Origin of the sequence: Limosilactobacillus caecicola (assembly GCF_943192935.1) — a bacterium.
Taxonomy (GTDB): domain Bacteria; phylum Bacillota; class Bacilli; order Lactobacillales; family Lactobacillaceae; genus Limosilactobacillus; species Limosilactobacillus caecicola.
In genome coordinates, this window is sequence record NZ_CALPCI010000002.1 from 111,252 (window position 1) to 129,463 (window position 18,212).

The 18,212-nt window shown below is 48.1% G+C and carries 17 protein-coding genes, 1 tRNA gene and 1 pseudogene; 12 read left to right on the forward strand and 7 right to left on the reverse strand.

The window, feature by feature from the left end; all coding sequences use genetic code 11:
- Positions 1-47 precede the first annotated feature (47 nt).
- Together NFR43_RS03150 and NFR43_RS03155 are read right to left on the reverse strand one after the other, a co-directional pair.
- Positions 48-368, reverse strand: coding sequence for a carboxymuconolactone decarboxylase family protein (locus NFR43_RS03150; RefSeq protein WP_251546428.1), 321 nt, complete (start codon positions 366-368; stop codon positions 48-50).
- Positions 369-386: 18 nt separating this feature from the next.
- A complete protein-coding gene (locus NFR43_RS03155; RefSeq protein ID WP_251546429.1) occupies positions 387-800 on the reverse strand; it encodes a cupin domain-containing protein in 414 nt (137 codons plus the stop codon).
- Positions 801-934: 134 nt separating this feature from the next.
- Between NFR43_RS03155 and NFR43_RS03160 the strand changes: the two genes are divergently transcribed.
- Both NFR43_RS03160 and NFR43_RS03165 read left to right on the forward strand, forming a co-directional pair.
- On the forward strand, positions 935-1,816 hold the full coding sequence (locus tag NFR43_RS03160) for a LysR family transcriptional regulator (protein ID WP_251547072.1): 882 nt from the start codon (positions 935-937) through the stop codon (positions 1,814-1,816).
- Positions 1,817-1,871: 55 nt separating this feature from the next.
- On the forward strand, positions 1,872-3,221 hold the full coding sequence (locus tag NFR43_RS03165; protein ID WP_251546430.1) for a hemolysin family protein: 1,350 nt from the start codon (positions 1,872-1,874) through the stop codon (positions 3,219-3,221).
- Between the two features lie 68 nt (positions 3,222-3,289).
- Here the strand turns inward: NFR43_RS03165 and NFR43_RS03170 are convergent, their stop codons facing one another.
- Positions 3,290-4,507, reverse strand: a complete 1,218-nt coding sequence (locus NFR43_RS03170) for an MFS transporter (RefSeq protein ID WP_251546431.1) — start codon at positions 4,505-4,507, stop codon at positions 3,290-3,292.
- A gap of 118 nt (positions 4,508-4,625) precedes the next feature.
- Between NFR43_RS03170 and NFR43_RS03175 the strand changes: the two genes are divergently transcribed.
- A complete protein-coding gene (locus tag NFR43_RS03175) occupies positions 4,626-5,477 on the forward strand; it encodes a metallophosphoesterase family protein (protein ID WP_251546432.1) in 852 nt (283 codons plus the stop codon).
- Between the two features lie 134 nt (positions 5,478-5,611).
- A complete protein-coding gene (gene rpsN, locus NFR43_RS03180) occupies positions 5,612-5,881 on the forward strand; it encodes a 30S ribosomal protein S14 (RefSeq protein ID WP_251546434.1) in 270 nt (89 codons plus the stop codon).
- Between the two features lie 68 nt (positions 5,882-5,949).
- Here rpsN and NFR43_RS03185 read toward each other — a convergent pair whose 3' ends face one another.
- Positions 5,950-7,356 carry a C69 family dipeptidase gene (locus NFR43_RS03185; protein WP_251546436.1) on the reverse strand — a complete coding sequence of 469 codons (1,407 nt, stop codon included), beginning with the start codon at positions 7,354-7,356 and terminating at the stop codon, positions 5,950-5,952.
- An 88-nt stretch (positions 7,357-7,444) separates the two neighbouring features.
- Between NFR43_RS03185 and NFR43_RS03190 the strand changes: the two genes are divergently transcribed.
- From NFR43_RS03190 to NFR43_RS08530, 6 genes are all read left to right on the forward strand, one after another.
- Positions 7,445-9,277, forward strand: a complete 1,833-nt coding sequence (locus tag NFR43_RS03190) for a monovalent cation:proton antiporter family protein (protein ID WP_251546438.1) — start codon at positions 7,445-7,447, stop codon at positions 9,275-9,277.
- A 78-nt stretch (positions 9,278-9,355) separates the two neighbouring features.
- Positions 9,356-10,855, forward strand: a complete 1,500-nt coding sequence (glpK, locus tag NFR43_RS03195) for a glycerol kinase GlpK (protein ID WP_251546440.1) — start codon at positions 9,356-9,358, stop codon at positions 10,853-10,855.
- Positions 10,856-10,889: 34 nt separating this feature from the next.
- Positions 10,890-11,141 (forward strand): hypothetical protein, encoded by a 252-nt coding sequence (locus tag NFR43_RS03200; RefSeq protein ID WP_251546442.1) that lies wholly within the window; start codon positions 10,890-10,892, stop codon positions 11,139-11,141.
- A 71-nt stretch (positions 11,142-11,212) separates the two neighbouring features.
- A tRNA-Pro gene (locus NFR43_RS03205) sits at positions 11,213-11,286 on the forward strand.
- A gap of 69 nt (positions 11,287-11,355) precedes the next feature.
- The gene (locus NFR43_RS03210) at positions 11,356-14,262 is read left to right on the forward strand and encodes a YfhO family protein (protein WP_251546444.1); all 2,907 of its coding nucleotides are present in this window, start codon (positions 11,356-11,358) and stop codon (positions 14,260-14,262) included.
- Positions 14,263-14,436: 174 nt separating this feature from the next.
- The gene (locus tag NFR43_RS08530) at positions 14,437-14,562 is read left to right on the forward strand and encodes a hypothetical protein (RefSeq protein WP_309295930.1); all 126 of its coding nucleotides are present in this window, start codon (positions 14,437-14,439) and stop codon (positions 14,560-14,562) included.
- Positions 14,563-14,686: 124 nt separating this feature from the next.
- Here NFR43_RS08530 and NFR43_RS03220 read toward each other — a convergent pair whose 3' ends face one another.
- The gene (locus NFR43_RS03220) at positions 14,687-15,259 is read right to left on the reverse strand and encodes a helix-turn-helix domain-containing protein (protein ID WP_251546447.1); all 573 of its coding nucleotides are present in this window, start codon (positions 15,257-15,259) and stop codon (positions 14,687-14,689) included.
- Positions 15,260-15,536: 277 nt separating this feature from the next.
- Between NFR43_RS03220 and NFR43_RS03225 the strand changes: the two genes are divergently transcribed.
- Positions 15,537-16,256 (forward strand): hypothetical protein, encoded by a 720-nt coding sequence (locus tag NFR43_RS03225; protein WP_251546449.1) that lies wholly within the window; start codon positions 15,537-15,539, stop codon positions 16,254-16,256.
- Positions 16,257-16,664: 408 nt separating this feature from the next.
- The gene (locus NFR43_RS03230; protein WP_251546451.1) at positions 16,665-17,321 is read left to right on the forward strand and encodes a GyrI-like domain-containing protein; all 657 of its coding nucleotides are present in this window, start codon (positions 16,665-16,667) and stop codon (positions 17,319-17,321) included.
- A gap of 174 nt (positions 17,322-17,495) precedes the next feature.
- On the opposite strand, the gene NFR43_RS03235 is transcribed toward NFR43_RS03230, so the two are convergent.
- A complete protein-coding gene (locus tag NFR43_RS03235; RefSeq protein WP_275087096.1) occupies positions 17,496-17,705 on the reverse strand; it encodes an IS3 family transposase in 210 nt (69 codons plus the stop codon).
- A gap of 169 nt (positions 17,706-17,874) precedes the next feature.
- Positions 17,875-18,084: pseudogene (locus tag NFR43_RS08560) on the reverse strand (transposase); the annotation flags it as partial.
- Between the last annotated feature and the right edge of the window lie 128 nt (positions 18,085-18,212).

Here is an 18,212-nt window from a genome sequence, read left to right on the forward strand (position 1 = left end):
CTTCTCGCGTTACACATCAGTTTTTTTTATTTTCACTGCGTTTTCAATTAATCGGTCCAGATCTGCTTAGCAATGTTAAATGCGGACCAGGCATTTGGCCAACCAACGTAGAAGGCCAGGTGGGTAATGACTTCGACGATTTCGTCTTTGGTGACCCCGTGTTTCTTGGCCAACTTCATGTGAGCCGGTAATTGTTCAAAGGCTTGCTTGGTGATTAAGGCGGAGACGGTAATCATGCTCCAGTCACGTGGGGAAAGTTCTTTTTCCCGGGACCAAACCTCCCCAAATAAGACATCATCGTTGAGTTCAGCAAACTTCGGCGCAAATTCACCCAAGTTGTCACGACCAGCAGTTTGTTTTTCAACCATTTTGAAAACCTCCTTGAATTAACCTAAGGTGTTGTAGTAATCGTCATCGACTTTTTCGAGCCATTCACTAGTTCCCTTGGTAATCGCAATGTGGGAGAACCAGGAATCCTTGGTGGCACCGTGCCAGTGCTTGACACCTTCATGAATGGCTACGACATCGCCGGGGTGTAGCAGTTGTGGCTTCTTGCCTTCTTCTTGGTACCAGCCTTCACCGGCAGTCACTAAGAGAATTTGGAAGCCATCGTGGTGAATATGCCAGTCATTCCGGCACCCTGGTTCAAAGTTGACGTTAGCAACATTAACGTCGATATTGTCATCAGTGCCTACTAAACCATTGAGGTAGCTGGTACCGATAAAGTACTTGGCGAAGGCAACGTTTTTATCACCAAAGCCAAAGAGGTCATTTTTTACTTCATTTTCATTTTTAGCCATTTTGCATTCCTCCAATTTGATTTGTTGAATTCATTATAGGAAGCACGACTAACAATGTGAAATGCCTATTTATAATCTTGCTTCATACAAATAATGCATGAACTGTTATAATGATTGAGAAGGGAATGATGACAATGGAGACTCGGGTTCTCAAGTACTTTTTGGAAGTCGCCAAACTCAATAATATTACCAAGGCGGCGGAAAAGCTCCATATTACCCAACCGACGTTATCCCGGCAAATTATGGAGTTAGAAAAGGAAGTCGGGGTGCCGCTGTTTGACCGTGAAAAGCGCCAAATGCGGCTTAACCAGGCGGGGGCCCTGTTTCAAGAACGGGCCCAGGCCATTTTGAACCTTCTGGACCAAACTGAGCAACAACTGTCGACCGTTGGCCACCAGCTATCGGGCATGATCAACCTCGGCATGGTGGAGAGCGTGGTGGCCGATTTTCTGATGGACCAGGTGGCTGCCTTTCAGGACCAATATCCCAACGTCCGCTTTAATATCTTTGATGGCGATGGTGATACCTTGCGGGGACGCCTTGATCAGGGCCTCTGCGATTTAGTGGCGTTGATTGAACCGGTGGAAGCGGCGAAGTATAATTATTTCACTCTGCCGACCCGTGAACGGTGGGGGCTGATCATGCGGGCGGATGATCCACTGGCCAAGCGCCATCAGATTATGGCTCATGACCTTTACCAGTTGCCATTGATTGTTGGACGGCGGAGTATCGTGCGGGATGATATTACTGATCTGATGCACTTAGACCCCAACAAGCTGGATTGGCGGATCCAAATCAATTTACCGGCCAATGCTCAACGGTTGGTCTTGTCTGGCAAGTATTATCATTTTGGCATTTATGGGGTGTACAAAAAGTATCATGATCCCCGTTTGGCGTTTGTCCCGTTCTCTCCGGAAAAAACGTCCGGCCATTTGCTGGCCTGGCGCAAAAATATGCAACTAGCGCCGGCGAGTGAAAAGTTCCTCCAATTTGTGGCGGAACAGACGGTCCACTAAAAAATTTGGTATAATTAAGTACTAGACTTAACAGAAAAAGGTGTGAACGAAATATATGGAATCCTATTGGATACGTTTATTAATTATCGTCGTAATTTTACTGTTAGCGGCCCTCTTTACCCTGTTAGAGTATTCAGTGGTCAAGGTCCGGCCAAGTGAGCTTCAGGAAATGAAGCAAACCAAGGTGGTTAAAAAGGCCGAGCACATGGTCGGGAATATGTCCGAATACCTGTCCACCGCGCAGGTGGGGGTTACTATGACCTCCCTGGTCTTAGGGTGGATTGGTGATGAATTCATTACCGATTTATTGTTAAAGCTCAAGTTCATTCCCGCTGATATCTTAAAGCCGCTGGCACCAATTATTGGGGTGCTGATCTTTACCTTCTTCCACGCGGTCTTCACCGACCTCGTGCCGAAGAACATGGCGATTGACCGGCCGGTGCCAATCTTGTTAGCAATCGTGCACCCGGTCCAGTTCTTCCATCTGATCTTTTACCCATTCGTGTGGTTGTTTGCGGTGGTTGCCGGTGGGATCACTAAGGCCCTCGGTTTTAATGCCCAACCTGAAGAGGATACCTATTCCCAAAATGAAATCCTTAGTCTTTCCCAACAATCACAAGAGGCGGGAGAAATGGACAAGGATGACGTTACCTTCATGCAGCGGGCCTTTGAAATGAATGATAAGACCGCGGCTGACATCATGGTGGACCGGACCCAACTCGAAGTGATTGACCGCAATGCTACAATCAAAGAAGCGGCGCACCTCTACTTCACCAAGCGGTTTACCCGTTACCCAGTGGTACAAAATAATGATAAGGACCACATCGTGGGTTACATCTTCGGGTACGATATCATGCGGCAAAACCAGATTAATCCCAAGTCTTCAATTCGCGAAATCATTCGGAAAATTCCGGTGGTTTACGAAGGGGAAGCATTATCCGAAGTCCTGCGCAAGATGATGCGGAAGGAAGCCCCGATTGCGGTGGTCCAAGACGAATACGGTGGGACTTCTGGGATCGTTACCGATAAGGATATCTATGAAGAAATGTTCGGCAACGTCCGGGAAGAAATTGACCACGTTTCCGCCGACATGATCGAAAAACAGGGAACGGACAAGAAGGGTAACCGGGTCTTTAAAGTCTCCGGAAAGACGCCTTTGTCGGACTTTGAACGTTACTTTAAAGTTGATATTCCCCAATTTGATGATAAGGACGTCGCTACTTTGACGGGGTACTTCCTGGAAGAGGAATACCCGTTGAAGTTAGATCGGCCAATCCGCCTCGGCGACTTCTCCTTCACGCCAACGGAGGTTCAAAACGAGTACGTCAGTGAATTCCGGGTGGTTCAAATTCAAAAGCCAACCAAGGAGAAGGCGACTGATGACCAGGACCAAAGTGAAAAATAAATGTTGTTAGCTAAAAATGCCCCCAAAGCGGTTCAATGCTTTGGGGGCATTTTCAATTATGTAAATAATTAGGCTTGCTTCCGACTTCGACAAGCAAGTACAATCCAAATGTTAATGAAGAGGGTGGCACCAGTCAAGGCGAAGACCATCGAATAAGTCGAGATCCCGGAGATGAGTGACCCCAGCAGGGCCCCAAAGACCGAACCAGCCGCTTGGAAGGACTGGTTGTATGAGAAGATCCGCCCAAAGGCTTCGTCTGGGACGTCGAGGGTCAGGATAGTTTGTGCCGCTGGCATTAATCCCGCGTTGGTTAGTCCCAAGAGGAACCGCCAGAAAGCTAACATCCACGGTGAAGTGGTAAAGGTCATTGGGATAAAGAGGATCGTGGCGACGATGAGGCCGACCATCAGGACCTTTTCTGGACCAACTTCGTCCATAATGTGACCAACTTTCGAGGCGGAGAGCAGGTTCCCTAATCCTGGTGTGGCGGCAACCACCCCGGCGACGAAGGCGATGTCACCTTTACCGTGCATCATTTCCTTGACGTAGAGGCTGACAATCGGATCGATACTCATGACGGAGGCTTGCACAATCAGCGTGGTGATAAACATCGCAAAGATGATCTTCACGTTGGGGATCGTGTGCAAGAGGTCCTTCATCGGTTTCATTTCTTCTTTATCGATCGGGGTAAAGTGTTCCTTGGTATTGACCCAGGTAGCGATAAAGACCAGGAACATCAAGCCCCCGGTAATGAAGAATGGAATCCGGTAACCAAACTTGCTGGAGAGGGCCCCACCGACTAGCGGGCCAATCAGGTTCCCGGTGACCCCCGCGGTCATCATGGCGGACATGACCCAACCGGACTTGCGGTGCGGAGTTTCACCAGCCATCAGGGCTGTGGCGTTATTGATATAACCAGAAAAGGCCCCTTGTAAGAAACGCATCCCGATGATCATCCAGACGCTGGTGGACAGCCCGGTGATGAAAATCGTGCAGGCCATCACACCAGAGGCCCGGAGACACATCAATTTCCGGCCTTTTTGGTCGGCCAAACTGCCCCAATACGGGGAGACGATGGCTTGTGAGATGAAGGTCATCGCAAAGGCAAGTCCAGAATAGATATTCAATTCAAAGCGGTTAAAATTCCCCAGTTCATTAATAAACAGCGAGATGAAGGGCATTGTCATTGAATAGCCCATCCCAGTAATGAAACAACCGATCCAGAGGGTATAGAAAGTCTTATGCCAGCCCTTGGGCAGTGGTTCGGGATAGTCTGCGGTATCCATAGATTAATTGATCACTCCTCAAAAAATAATACGGCTACCAGTATACCAGATTTGGGCGAAAATTCGTGAGGAAAGTATGGTAAAGTGGTAGTAATAAGCGAAAAGTGGGGCGGTTGAGATGACAAAACGGGTTGCAGTATTTTCTGATGTGCACGGGAATGTGCACGCGTTTCAGGCGATGGTGGCGGATGCCAAACGCCAGCACATTGACGCCAGTTGGTTTGTAGGCGATTTATTCATGCCCGGACCGGGGATTGACACCATTTGGCAACTTTTCAAACAATTAAATCCGGAAGTAATCGTTCGTGGTAATTGGGACGACCTGACGGTGCGTGGTGCCCGGGGTGAGATGGACCTGGATAAGCCTTCCCATATTTACTTTGCCCGCCTTGGTCAATATGTGGGTGAGCGCATTGCGCCGGCCATTCTAGACGAAATTGCCAGTTGGCCCCTGCACCAAAACGTTCAGGAAGGACCACTGACCTTCGGGATTTCCCATAATTTACCGAAGCTTAACTTGGGTCAGGACCTCTTTCCAACGAAGGATTCGACCAATTTTGATCGGTTATTTGAAGATAAGACACCCGATGTGGCGATCTACGCCCATGTTCACCACCAACTGCTGCGTTACGCCAGTGATGAACGGGAGATCCTGAACCCCGGTTCCGTGGGTGAACCATTCAATGGTTGGGACCGCCTGCAAAAGGATACCAGAGCCCATTACCTGATTTTAGATCTGGATGAGCAGGGCATTGCCGGATTAAATTTCCGCCACGTTGCCTATGATCGGGCAGCTGAAGGGCGGTTGGCGGATGAATCTGGGGTACCATACCTTGATTTATACCATCGGACAATGCGGTCTGGTCGGGTGGACACCCATAACCAACCGCTGGTGGAAGCACAGAACCACAAGCATGATTATGCCAATGAATACCGCCGCTATGCTCGGAAGATTAATGACAAAAAGTAAGTAAAAATCCTTGCATAATTTCACAAATGTGAGATAATATTATTACGAGATTGACGGGTATAAATGTTTAAACGTAATTTTTAATTACCACCACTGTTTCAAAAATCGATTGTCAAAGGAGGACGATAGATAATATGGCTAAAAAGTCAAAAATTGCTAAATTAGCACACCAACGTGCCTTAGTTAAGAAGTACGCAGCAAAGCGTCGTGAATTAAAAGCCAAGGGCGACTACATTGCCTTGTCCAAGCTCCCACGGAATTCGAGTGCGGTGCGGTTACGTAACCGGGACGAATATGATGGCCGGCCACACGCTTACATGCGTAAGTTCGGAATGTCACGGTTGACGTTCCGGGACTTAGCACACAAGGGTCAAATTCCTGGTGTTAAAAAGGCCAGTTGGTAATCAAAAAGAGCATCCACACGATGGATGCTCTTTTTTACTTCCTTACATTGCACACCAAAATAGCTGCACTATAAATTTTCGTCAGTATTGAAATTCAAGGGACTGTAATCAGTCATTTTGGTAATCAAGTCCAGTGTCAATTGCTGGTAACGTTTCAGAACGTCCTTGGCGAAAGCTTGGTTTTGATTGGTCACCCGTGCTTCCCAATCCGCGTTCTTATACTTAGTGGACTCATCCACTTGCCGCATGAATTGGATGGCTGCGGCATTGACTTTGGCCTGCACATCTTCCAATAACGGCAAAAAGTCATGGTAATGACTATCGACTAGCACACTGGTATGCTTAAAAATCCAGTAGGCAGAGTTTAATTGAGCGGGTAACTTGCCGCGCTTAAACTCGGCGGGGACGGCATTGATGTCGGCAAAGAAGGGGATAAAGGAGCTTTCCGCGGTGACTCCCATCGCGAGCCAGTGGATATCATTGCCATGGGGCCGATTAGTTTGGAGAATATGGGATTCCTGCGTCTTCGCGAGACTGATGGGTCGGTAACGGTGGCGGTCCTGGTCATTGCCGGTGCCGACTGGATCAAAGGAGGTTCCTTGGTAATGGGAACCCAGGAAGTTTTGCACATCAAAAATCGATAGTCGGTGGTCCGGACGCATGATAAATGGTAAATCCTGTGACTCGGGTGTTTCATTGCTGGACGTTTGCGGACTAAACATTTGATGGCCCGACCAGACCCGTGGGGTACTGTAAATCGCGTCAGAACGGTCTGCGGTCCCAAAAATTTGTCGGAAGTTAAAGTGGTCTGGAGTAGGATTTAAGTGGTTATTTTCGACAAATTCACGGAGCTGTGGGTGGTACATAAACTTGTCCGGATCGTCAAAATCGATTTCCTGGATGGCGAGTTGGTTACCGGCGACTGCATAGGCATCGTCCGGGATCCGTTGAGCGACCCAATAATGGCCAGCGCCGGACTCAAAGTACCAGGCTTCATCATCGTCTGCAAACAACACCCCGTTGGTTTCGCCGGTCCCGTATTTGGCGATTAGGTTGCCAAGGCGTTGGACCCCTTCACGGGCGGTTTTCACAAAGGGCAGGACCACCGTTACCATGGCTTCTTCGTTTAAGCCATCATCAACGAGAGGGTCGACACCAAGCACCAGGTCATTGGAATAGGCGCTTTCGGTCGCACTCATGGCCACGTGATATTCGTTAATCCCGTCTTCTTCAAACAGGCCTTCCTTGTCTGTCCACTCTGGGGTCGCGGTGTATTTAAAACTCGGGCCTGGCAGTTGTAATTTAAGGCCCGTTTCCTTCGATTTAAAGCTGGTGCCGAGCTCGCCCCGTTGGTGAACGACAAAGTGTTTTGGCCAGGCGGCCTTCGCGTCTTCATTCCGGCCAATCATAATGGTGCCGTCGATGGAGGCCTTTTTCCCTACTAAGATACTGGTACATGCTGAAAATTTTTTCATGACGTTCCTCCTAAAAATGCGGATATTGGTTTAATTTTACCGCAAATTAATAGTAAAATTGATGAAGAATTAGCAAAGAAGGGATCTTATGACACAGTTATCAATGGTGCTGGTCATGTTTGCAGCACTGCTCATTCCAATTTTAATGGCCCGGTTCAAGATTTCGGGGGTGCCGACGGCGGTTGCCGAAATTGTCATCGGGATCATTATTGGGAAAAGCTGTTTGAATTGGGTCCAGGTGACGACGGACCTCAACGGCTTATCGTCACTTGGGGTGATTATCTTAATGTTCCTGTCCGGGATGGAGATTGATTTTGACCTCTTTAAGCCCGGTAACGGTCAGGAGCAACCGCGCTGGTCGCCGGTCAAACTAGCGATAATGGCGTTCGTAGGCACCCTGGTGAACGCATTGATCCTGGGAATTATCCTCAAGTTCACGGGATTGTTCAGTGACGTTTTCCTCGCGATCATTCTGTTCTCGACCGTCGCCCTCGGGGTGGTTATTGCCACTCTAAAGGAAAAGGAAATTTTGAGTCGGCCAATGGGGCAGACGATTCTCTTGACCGCCGTTCTCGGTGAAGTAGTTCCGATGTTCGCCTTGACAGTCTACGCGTCAGTTAACGGAGGTGACGGGAGCCGAATTTGGTTGATCGTTCTGCTCTTGCTCGCGGCGATCATTCTCCTGCGTCGGTTTAAGCAACCCTACATCTGGTTTACCCAGATCACGAAAGCCACGACCCAGTTAGACATTCGGCTAGCCTTCTTCCTGATCTTCACTTTGGTAATTATCGCGGAAACGGTCGGGGCTGAAAATATCCTCGGGGCCTTCCTAGCCGGGATGGTCATGAAGCTGCTGGAACCGAGTGAGGCGACCCGTGATAAGCTGACTTCGATTGGCTACGGCTTCTTCATCCCGATCTTCTTCATTATGACCGGGGTCAAGTTGAACCTCCGGACCTTAGTCACGAATCCGCAGGCGTTAATGCTGATTCCGGTGCTGGTGCTTTGCTTTATCCTGGCCAAGGCCTGGGCCTTCCCGGTTTACCACCTGCGTTTTAACCGCCGCAACTCCTTTGCCGGGAGTTTCTTAACGGTGACCACGATTACGCTGGTGCTGCCATCACTGCAGGTGGCGCGGAACTTGCACACGATTACCGCTACCCAATCCGACGCCTTTATTTTGGCGGCCGTGATCGTTTGCATTGTTGCCCCGATTATCTTTAATTCACAGTACCATCTGGACCGCGAAGACTTGATCCGTCAACGGGTTGTCTTCTTAGGGGCCAACGAATTGACCATTCCGGTCGCGCAACAATTAGGACGCAACTGGTTCGATATTCGGATGGTGACTGACGATGAAAAGAATTACAAAACTTACAATAGTCAAGTTGATGACCTCAAGTACTTCGACCACTTGGAAGAGGCCGAACTCGAAGCCGGTAAGTATTTTGATACTGACATCATGGTGACCGGCTTCCGACGCGATGACAAGAATTTTAAGTACAGCCGGCTTGCTAAGCAGCATGGTGTCAAGCGGGTGATCATGGCCCAGGTTAACCGGACGGCGGATGAGAAGCAAATTGAGACGTTGGGTAGTGAAGGGGTCGAATTCTTCAACCCGTTCAATGTTGAAGCGTCTGTCTTGCGTTCCTTGATTGAATCGCCGGCTGTTTACCAAATGCTGACCAGTACCGAAGCGGGCCTCTTTGAAGTCCGCGTCCGCAACGGCAAGTACGCCGACCGGCCGTTGATGGACTTGCCTTTTGTTGACCAAATCACGATTAGTCGGATCCGGCGGGGGAATCAGTGGATCGTGCCAACTGGTGGGACCACGATTGAGTACAATGACCACCTGATCTTTACTGCGAAAAACTTGGGAATTGTTTCCACAATCCGGCGTGAATTGAGTAAGCCCAACTAATGACTAACGAGTCGCGCCAACCCCAAACTTGTTGTACAATTAAGTAGTTTTTGAATGGACGATTGAAAGGATATTGCAATGAGTGATCAACAATACATTATGGCGATTGACGAGGGGACGACGAGTACCCGGGCCATCATCTTTGACCATGCCGGTCAAGAAGTGGCAATCGCCCAACGGGAGTTTCCCCAGTATTTTCCCCATCCTGGGTGGGTCGAACACGACGCCCTAGAAATCTGGGATGCTGTCCAACAGGTGATCTCAGAAGTTATGATCAAGGCGGGAATCCAACCGTACAAGATTGCTTCGATTGGGATTACCAACCAGCGGGAAACCACGGTCATTTGGGATAAGCACACTGGTAAACCAATTCACAACGCTGTCGTTTGGCAATCCAAGCAAACGGCGCCGATCGCTGAACAACTGGCGACTCCCGAAAATTTGAAAATGATCCATGACAAGACCGGGTTGGTTATTGATTCGTACTTCTCCGCTACCAAGATCAAGTGGCTTCTGGACCATGTCCCGGGCGCCCGCAAAAAGGCGGGAAATGGGGACCTCCTCTTCGGGACGATTGATACCTGGTTGCTCTGGAACCTTACCAGTCACCACGTCCACGCGACCGATGTCACCAACGCTAGCCGGACGATGTTGTTTAACATCCACAATTTGGACTGGGATGACGATATCCTGAAGCTCCTCGACATTCCACGGCAAATGCTGCCGAAGGTTCAGTCCTCGTCCTCCATCTTTGGTTACACCGGTGACTACCACTTCTACGGGGTTCAGATCCCGATTGCTGGGATCGCCGGGGACCAGCAGGCAGCTCTCTTCGGGCAAGCCGCCTTTGACAAGGGCAGTGTCAAAAACACCTACGGAACCGGGGCCTTTACGGTCATGAACATTGGTGAACAGCCGACGCTGTCCGACAACGGCTTGTTGACCACGATTGCCTACGGACTAGACGACAAAATTACTTACGCTCTGGAAGGGAGTATCTTCGTCGCGGGCTCAGCTGTCCAATGGTTACGTGACGGCCTCCGCTTCTTCAAGTCGGCCGGTGAGTCAGAACAAATGGCGGTGGATGCCAAGACGACCGGCGGCGTTTATGTGGTGCCGGCCTTTACCGGGCTGGGAGCGCCGTACTGGGATCAAGAAGTCCGCGGGGCGATGTTTGGCCTGACGCGGGGATCCAGTCGTGAACACATCATTCGGGCCACCCTGGAAGCAATCGCCTACCAGACGAAGGACGTCGTCGACACGATGGTTGCGGATACGGGCTTGCCGCTGAAAATGTTAGCGGTCGATGGGGGTGCGTCACGCAATAACTTCATGATGCAGTTCCAGGCCGACATTTTACAGACGCCAATTGTCCGGGCCCAAATCCAGGAAACGACCGCGCTCGGTGCCGGTTTCTTAGCTGGCCTGGCGGTTGATTACTGGGAAGACCAGGACGAATTAAAGAAGTTGAGTAAGCTTGGTATGCGCTTTGATCCAAAGATGGCACCGGAACGAGCTACTGAACTCTACAGTGGTTGGCAACGGGCAATTCGTGCGGCCCAGTGCTTTTCTAAATAATTGAGAATCTAACGGGAAGAGAGTTTGATTGAGAATGAAAAAGTTAATTGCACAGGTATTAAGTCTCATCGGGATGGTCATCATTTTATACTCGGTCCTCTTTTTGAACGGGGCCCAGCAGGAAATGATTAACCTCCTGGGGGTTCTCTTTGCACTTGCGGGTACGCTCGCGGCGCTGTGGACACCGGAGCTCAGTAGCAAGGACCGTTGGCTAATGGGCGCTAACGTGATCTTATTTGCGGTGGCGGTAGTGGTCGCAATCATCAAGGTTGCCATTCACGCCTAATTCACCGTTGACAATTACGCCCGATCACGGTAAGATATTATTCGTTGTTGGCAAGCAATGACGAATGATTTCGGAAAGTAGCTCAGCTTGGTAGAGCACCTGGTTTGGGACCAGGGGGTCGCAGGTTCGAATCCTGTCTTTCCGATTGATTTGCGCGGGTGAGGTTTTCTTACCGGCGCTTTTTTTATGGAAATTCTACGAATGGAGTAGCAAGATGGATTTTTCGTTTCAAAAACGTAATGTCAAACGCCTCTACCTCAAATACACGCTCTTATTTATTGTGCTGGCGGCCTGTATTTTTGGTTCCTACCTGGTCTTCGGCCGGACATTTATCCTGAACCGGGACGCTTTAAATCAGCACTTACCATTGATGGTTAAGTATCGGGCGGCAGTGCTGGATTTTTTACGGCACCCCTTTAGTGCGCACCAGGCTTGGTCCTGGCAAATGGGGCTGGGGACGGATACTTTCCAAGTCTATTCTTACTACACCCTCGGGGACGTCTTTACGTACCTTTCACTACTGTTTCCCGCTAGCAAGATGACCCTGGCTTACCAGATCATCCTGGTCGTGCGGATGTATTGTGTCGGCCTGGCCTTCGTTTACTTTGCCCAGCACTTTGCTTTTCGGGATAACGTGATTTTAGGTGGGACGGTCGCCTACATGGTCAACGCCTTTTTGTTGTATGCCTGTGTCGCGCAACCGTTTTTCACCACGCCATTTATCCTCTTTCCGTTGATTGTGGTCCAAATTGAACGGGTGTTGCAAAATGGGTCTGCGTGGCCGCTCGTCGGCGTCTTCTTCTGGATGCTGGTTAGCAACTACTACCTGGCCTATGTACTTGGCATTGGCGCGGCAATTTACCTGGTGCTTCGGGTTTTAACCCACTACCGCAAGACGCTCAATTATTCACGGACCCTTTTGAAGCTCGCGTTTGCAACGGTGACGAGTATCCTCTTGGCAGCAGTGCTCCTGATTCCAGAACTGAACGCGGTCATGAATTCGACCCGGGCCGGGTCCCAGTTTGCTAACGGGCTCAAGACTTACCCGTTGTATTACTACCTGTTCCTGCCCAAGCAGCTCATCAACGGGGGTCAGTGGTACTTCATGTTCTGGTCAGCCCTAGGGATCGTCAGCATTGGCTTCATCGCCTTGGTTTACATTTACCGACGACCCAAGGAATACCCGCTCTTGACGATCAGTTTGGGCTTATCCTTGGTCATGCTCTTGATCCCGGCGGTCGGTGCCTTTTTCAACGGGATGATGTCGGCTTCCAACCGGTGGACGCTCCTGATCTACCTGCCGTTGGCAATGGCCATCTGTATTTTGCTCCAGGCGGCCCCGCAGTTAAGCAAGCACGTCCTCTGGGTCTTGACCTGGGCCACGCTGGTTTACTTAGTGATCCTGTTGGCAACGTTCTTTTTCCAGAACGACGACGCGATGTTCATGCCGGTGTTGTTCTTAATCGGGTCCTTAATGCTCCTGTGGATCATGAACCTCCACGGAGTACGTTATCCTGATCGCTGGTTGCTGATTTTGATTACCCTAAATGCTGGCTTCAACGCTATTTATGCTTCCTTCCCGTACAACGGGGGCTTCTCGTCTCGGATGTTGAACCGGGGCGAATATCAAGCGATGGTGAAGAACCGCTACGGTGGCCTGGATCAGGGCCTGAACCAACAATACTTCTTCCGGGTCTCAACAATCAGTCAAAACAAGATTGTGCCCGGGGTGAACTGGGATAACGATTTGACGTCCGGTTTGAACAGCATTGATTCATACTATTCGCTGCAAAACAAGTACTTGGGACAATTCAATAATTCGTTGCAAAACATCCAATACACGCCGAATATTCCAATCCGGCAGGCGGATGACCGAACCGTCCTCAATGACTTCTTTGGGGTGAAGTACCTCTTTGTCCAGAGCAATGGTGATAACGCGACGAAGATTCCGGCTGGTTACACCCAAGATAAATTGACCGACCCGGTCATCAATTACGATGTGGGGCAACCAAGTGATGCCCAGAAGAAATCTGACCTGACGCCGACACAAACAATTCGCTACAAGACGAATTACGCCTTTCCACTCCTGTACTGGCAAGATACCTACATCAGTCCGAAGAAATACTGGAGCTTATCCGCGTCTGCTAAGGAACGCGCTTTAGCAAGCGGGGTGCTCGTCAACGCGAGTCAAAAGAATGTCCGCGACATGCGGGCGGCTAACCTCAATAATGCGGTCAAGACGATCAAGGCGGTCTTGATTTCCAACCGGCTGAATCAGGTTAACCCGGCGCATCTGAAGTATACCGATAGTGACGAAACTTACCAATTGGTTTTCCCAAGTTTAAAGAGTAAGGCAGCGCGGGCAGCTCTGAAGGGGAGCGAACTGCACATTGACTTCACCAAAATTAAGTACACGCCATTTTCAATGAAGGACCAGTTGAAATATGAACAGCAACACCTTAAGGAAATGGCGGTTAATCCGGGGGATTACATCAACCACCGCTTTAACCAGTACAAGTACTGGCGTTACCATGTCTTGAATGGCTCACCAGACATCAGCTTCAAACTGAACGTCAAGAGTAAGTTTGGTACCGCCACGATCGAACAACCAAAGCAAAGTACCTTGTCACTCTTTAAAAAGGTCACGAATGGGACAATGAATATTGGTTATTACAGTGGTGCCTTGCCACAGAAGCTGAAGTTCAAACCAAGTAAACTGGGGACCTACCAGTTGAAATTTAAAGTCACGGCGGTCCGGCTAGGGAAGAGCTACCGGAGCCAGGTCAAGACGATCCAGCGCCACGCCCTTCGTAACGTGAAGCTCAGTACCAACCGAGTTTCGGGGACGATTACCACTAACCGGACAGGAATCCTGACCTCTTCGATTCCGTATTCGAAAGGGTGGACCGCCACCGTTAATGGTCATCGGGCAACGGTGTTGCGGACCAACCAAGCCTTTGTCGGCATTCGGCTAGCGAAGGGTACCAATCATGTCAGGTTGCACTACCATATTCCAGGCTTGCACCTGGGAATGGTGGTTTCACTGATTGGAGTGGCCTGGACACTGTGTGCTGCAGTTGTGACCTACTTGTTCCAACGGCGATCAACTACTGAAAAATAAAAGAAACGCTGCCAATCCAAACCTTGGCCTTTACCTCATCAAAGCGACCTTGGTCGATAATTTAGAAATTTTGACGTCCGGGACAATGCCACCCAACTCTTCGGAATTATTGAATTCGCAACGGATGCAGGGCTTAATTAGCAGTACGACGTGGTCATCTTGGACGTGCCACCGATGTGGGTTGGTTCAGACACCCAGGTACTGGTTAGCCACCTCGATGGCGTGGTTCTGGTGGTCCAGCAGGGGCAGACACAAAAGGCGGCCCTGAAGTGGGCGCCAGCTTTACTGAAATGGTGCTAGGATAACTGGGTGTAACGTTAATATCAGGCAAAAGACTGAGGATAGCTATTGACAAGACAACGATACTCAGAGATTCAAAAGGCCAATGGGCTCTCATTCATGAGAGCTCACTGGCCTTTTTTCATTACTTAACTTCCTTCATCAACTTCCGTCCTTGGCAAATCACGCGCTGGCGGAGGTTACTAACAGCCTGCCGCGAGATGTGGAGTCGTTCCGCAATCTCCTTTTGACTATAACCGCTGGCTACTAATTTGAGATAGCGAATTTGGTTCGGGGTTAGCTCCTTGAGCAGTCGTTGCCAGAACTGGCGCAGTTCACAGGTTTCAAAAGCATACCCGGCCTGTTCATCAGACAGGAGGGCGGTCAGACTCAGCTTTTCATCATCTTCTTGCGACTGGTCGAGGGAGACCGGTTCCCGTTCCTGATGGCGTTGCGCCCGCCGCAGCTGGTCCAGGAGGCGCCAATAGAGGTGTTGGTACAAGTGCAGGTTTAGGTTTGTTGGTTGCTGTTCGGCTGGTTGGTGGGCGAGTCGTGTGAGTTCGTTTGCCATCACCAACCGTGCTTCCTGTTCAAAGTCGGCCCGTTCCGGGTGATAGTAGTCGATGTGCAGGCGCTTGAGGACGCCGAAGAGGATCTTTTGGTATTCTTGGTTGTCAAAGGTCTCCTTGAGGTAATCACTAATTGCTAATTCTTGCATGTGCTTGTTCTCCATTTTCGATTTCTCAGGCCTGGTGATCCATAGGTTACTGGAGAACGGTGAGCGGGACGAATCACGAAAATGACGGTTTGGCGGTCAAAATTGTCCACTCGGCAATTAAATTTGTAGAAATTAGAAATTTTCACGGACAAAACGGGCCAAATTACGTTATTTACGGATTATTTTGTAATTTGACGGCTAGATATTGACATCCGAACGTTCGTCCCGTAAATTGGGGAGGGCAAAATATTATATTAATTTTGGGAGGATTGTATTCGTGACAAATCAACCATCAGCGACTGTGACTTTAGCAGAGCTTACTAAATCATCAATCGGTGGGGTCGAAAACTATCGGTTAACCTGGGACAACTTTTTATTAATGACGAACTATGGGCAACATGAGACCTGGGTCTATCTGACGACCGGACAAGGCTTGGTCATTCACCAACCACTGAACAAGGTTCTGCGGGAGTTTGCCATTCAAAATCAATATTACTCACGGTATGCCGTGCCATATTACGAATATCTGTCCCATACTTGCACGATTCGGGGCTTGGTAGCTGGCTATAACATCTTGGTACCCTCGATGGGAAGCAATAATCCGGAAGTGGTGTACTACATGACCAAACCATTGCGTGACCACATTTACCTGGAGCAACAGCAGGGGATGCTTTTGAACTATGATCAAGTCAAAGTCGTAATTCCGGCTTATCCGAAGAAGTTTGAGAAGATTCTTAAACATGCTGACCGGGTTTCTCACTGCCAAATTAAGGTCTTGAGAGAAATGATGCGGTTATTCGGCATCGCTGAAGAGACAGTGGCGGTTGGCAACCAGTACTATGAGCAGGAACAGGATACCCAAATGGTCAATGAGCTCCAAGAACAAATCTATGGCTACCTCTTTAATAGCTTTCACGAGCTTCTTTACGGTGAAAAATTGACCGCAGAGCAACTGAAAAAGCTCTGTGAGGTCTTGTTTTTACCTTGGAAGCGATAGGATGATGAGCTTAATTTGGCGTTCATAATTGAATAAAACACCGCCTTGTTTATTGACAAAAATGCGTTATAAAAATTGTTAGACAATCAGGCTTCGGTATTCTATCGGAGTTAGGCCGTTTGATTATTCTTAGTAACCATTGTTATTGTAAAACTCAGTGTATTCATCAATTGCGCTGACTAAAAATTCATGACTATAATCGTCCTTGTCTTTGATGTGGCCTTAAACGCTCCACGATATATCAACTTCATTACCTAATATTAAATATGTTAGGGTGACTTTAGTCCTAACATTTTGCTAGTTCTAAATTTAGAAAGTATAATATAAATTGAAACAGGTAAATGATCTCTAGCGTAGGGAGACTCGTGTCAAAGTTAGTTATAATACGAACCGAGGAATAGAACATAAATGGTATATGATTTTAAAAAAGAACAAAAGGAACTTTACTGTCCGGGGAAACAACCAGCAATAATTGAGGTTCCTTCGATGAATTACATTGCAGTGAGGGGGAAAGGTGATCCTAATTCTGAAGATGGCGAATACAGTCAGGGACTTAAACTCCTTTATGGAATTGCTTACACAATTAAGATGAGTAAGAAGGGTGAATATCAAATCCCTGGTTACTTTGATTTTGTTGTTCCGCCACTTGAAGGAATGTGGTGGCAACCTTGTATTCAAGGGGTTGATTATCAGCGTAAGGATACATTTAACTTTATTTCATTAATTCGGATGCCAAAATTTGTTACGCCAGGAGTTTTTAATTGGGCTATTGAGACAGCTACTAAAAAGAAACATCTGAATTTCTCGAAAGTTGAGTTCTGTTCAATTAATGAAGGATTGTGTGTTCAAGCAATGCATATTGGAGCATATGATACTGAGCCAATGACTGTTGAGAGGCTTCATAAGTTTATTGAAAATAATAACTTACATTTGGATATTAACGAAAATCGTTATCACCACGAAATTTACATATCTGATCCCCGACGCACGCCATCAGTTAAGTTAAAAACTGTTCTTCGCTTACCCGTAAAAAGTAACGGCAATTCAATTGCTTGTTTTGATTGACATTCTTGGTTCCTGTCATATAAAGATGTATTCGTTAACGAATGTTTCTTTATTATCGTGGCGACCTTAATTAGTGCATGCGTTGAAATGGAAATAAGACAACTAAAAAGAAAGTAATAATGGTAAAGCTGAAGGGCCTCCTTTCAAGTAGACAGGTAAATATACAAATTCCTATTAAGCAACTTGTTGCCGGTATTCAACCGGTGATCGGTTGCTTAATTTTGTTTGGTAACGATCGAGATTGTAGAAGTAAATGTATTGATCAATGGACTTTACTAGATCTTCAAAGGTTTTAAATTCATTGCCATAGTAAGCTTCGTCTTTATAGTGATTCCAGAAGCTCTCCATCGGGGCGTTATCAATGCACTTCCCAACTCGGGACATGTTCTGGTAATGCCATGTTCAGCGGTAAAACGCGCGTATTCCTTCGAATCGGATCGATTTAACCACTTGTAATAGCCGGATCGGGTTACTTGAGCTAAGTCGCAGAGTTGAGTGATCAACTGCCAATGATCATTAGTGTCTAGAATCGCTTGATAGCGTTTCTGCTTATTTACTGTTTGGATTTTCTCAGGGCCCTCAATTTTTTTAGGAAGTGATTCTCTATCTCTAAGTCTTTATTCCGAGCTTTAAGCCCATCAATTCCATTGTTTTGATAGTGTTGACACCATCTTATGAAAGTTGTTTTATCAATTTTGTATTGTCGTGCCAGCTTAGCTAATGAGTAATTACCTGACAGAGCCTTATCCACTGCTTCTAGACGCTGTTCGAGACTATCCTTGTCGTTCTTCTAGACATAACAAAACTCCCCTCAGAATAGATTAGGAAACTTTGTATATTTCCTTGTCTACTCTAAGGGGAGCATATCAACAACAATTGTTCCATTTTGCG

Coding starts and splice junctions, on each gene's coding strand:
- NFR43_RS03150 (WP_251546428.1), bottom strand. CDS start 368: ATGGTTGAAAAACAAACTGCTGGTCGTGACAACTTGGGTGAATTTGCG.
- NFR43_RS03155 (WP_251546429.1), bottom strand. CDS start 800: ATGGCTAAAAATGAAAATGAAGTAAAAAATGACCTCTTTGGCTTTGGT.
- NFR43_RS03160 (WP_251547072.1), top strand. CDS start 935: ATGGAGACTCGGGTTCTCAAGTACTTTTTGGAAGTCGCCAAACTCAAT.
- NFR43_RS03165 (WP_251546430.1), top strand. CDS start 1,872: ATGGAATCCTATTGGATACGTTTATTAATTATCGTCGTAATTTTACTG.
- NFR43_RS03170 (WP_251546431.1), bottom strand. CDS start 4,507: ATGGATACCGCAGACTATCCCGAACCACTGCCCAAGGGCTGGCATAAG.
- NFR43_RS03175 (WP_251546432.1), top strand. CDS start 4,626: ATGACAAAACGGGTTGCAGTATTTTCTGATGTGCACGGGAATGTGCAC.
- rpsN (WP_251546434.1), top strand. CDS start 5,612: ATGGCTAAAAAGTCAAAAATTGCTAAATTAGCACACCAACGTGCCTTA.
- NFR43_RS03185 (WP_251546436.1), bottom strand. CDS start 7,356: ATGAAAAAATTTTCAGCATGTACCAGTATCTTAGTAGGGAAAAAGGCC.
- NFR43_RS03190 (WP_251546438.1), top strand. CDS start 7,445: ATGACACAGTTATCAATGGTGCTGGTCATGTTTGCAGCACTGCTCATT.
- glpK (WP_251546440.1), top strand. CDS start 9,356: ATGAGTGATCAACAATACATTATGGCGATTGACGAGGGGACGACGAGT.
- NFR43_RS03200 (WP_251546442.1), top strand. CDS start 10,890: ATGAAAAAGTTAATTGCACAGGTATTAAGTCTCATCGGGATGGTCATC.
- NFR43_RS03210 (WP_251546444.1), top strand. CDS start 11,356: ATGGATTTTTCGTTTCAAAAACGTAATGTCAAACGCCTCTACCTCAAA.
- NFR43_RS08530 (WP_309295930.1), top strand. CDS start 14,437: ATGTGGGTTGGTTCAGACACCCAGGTACTGGTTAGCCACCTCGATGGC.
- NFR43_RS03220 (WP_251546447.1), bottom strand. CDS start 15,259: ATGCAAGAATTAGCAATTAGTGATTACCTCAAGGAGACCTTTGACAAC.
- NFR43_RS03230 (WP_251546451.1), top strand. CDS start 16,665: ATGGTATATGATTTTAAAAAAGAACAAAAGGAACTTTACTGTCCGGGG.
- NFR43_RS03235 (WP_275087096.1), bottom strand. CDS start 17,705: ATGTCCCGAGTTGGGAAGTGCATTGATAACGCCCCGATGGAGAGCTTC.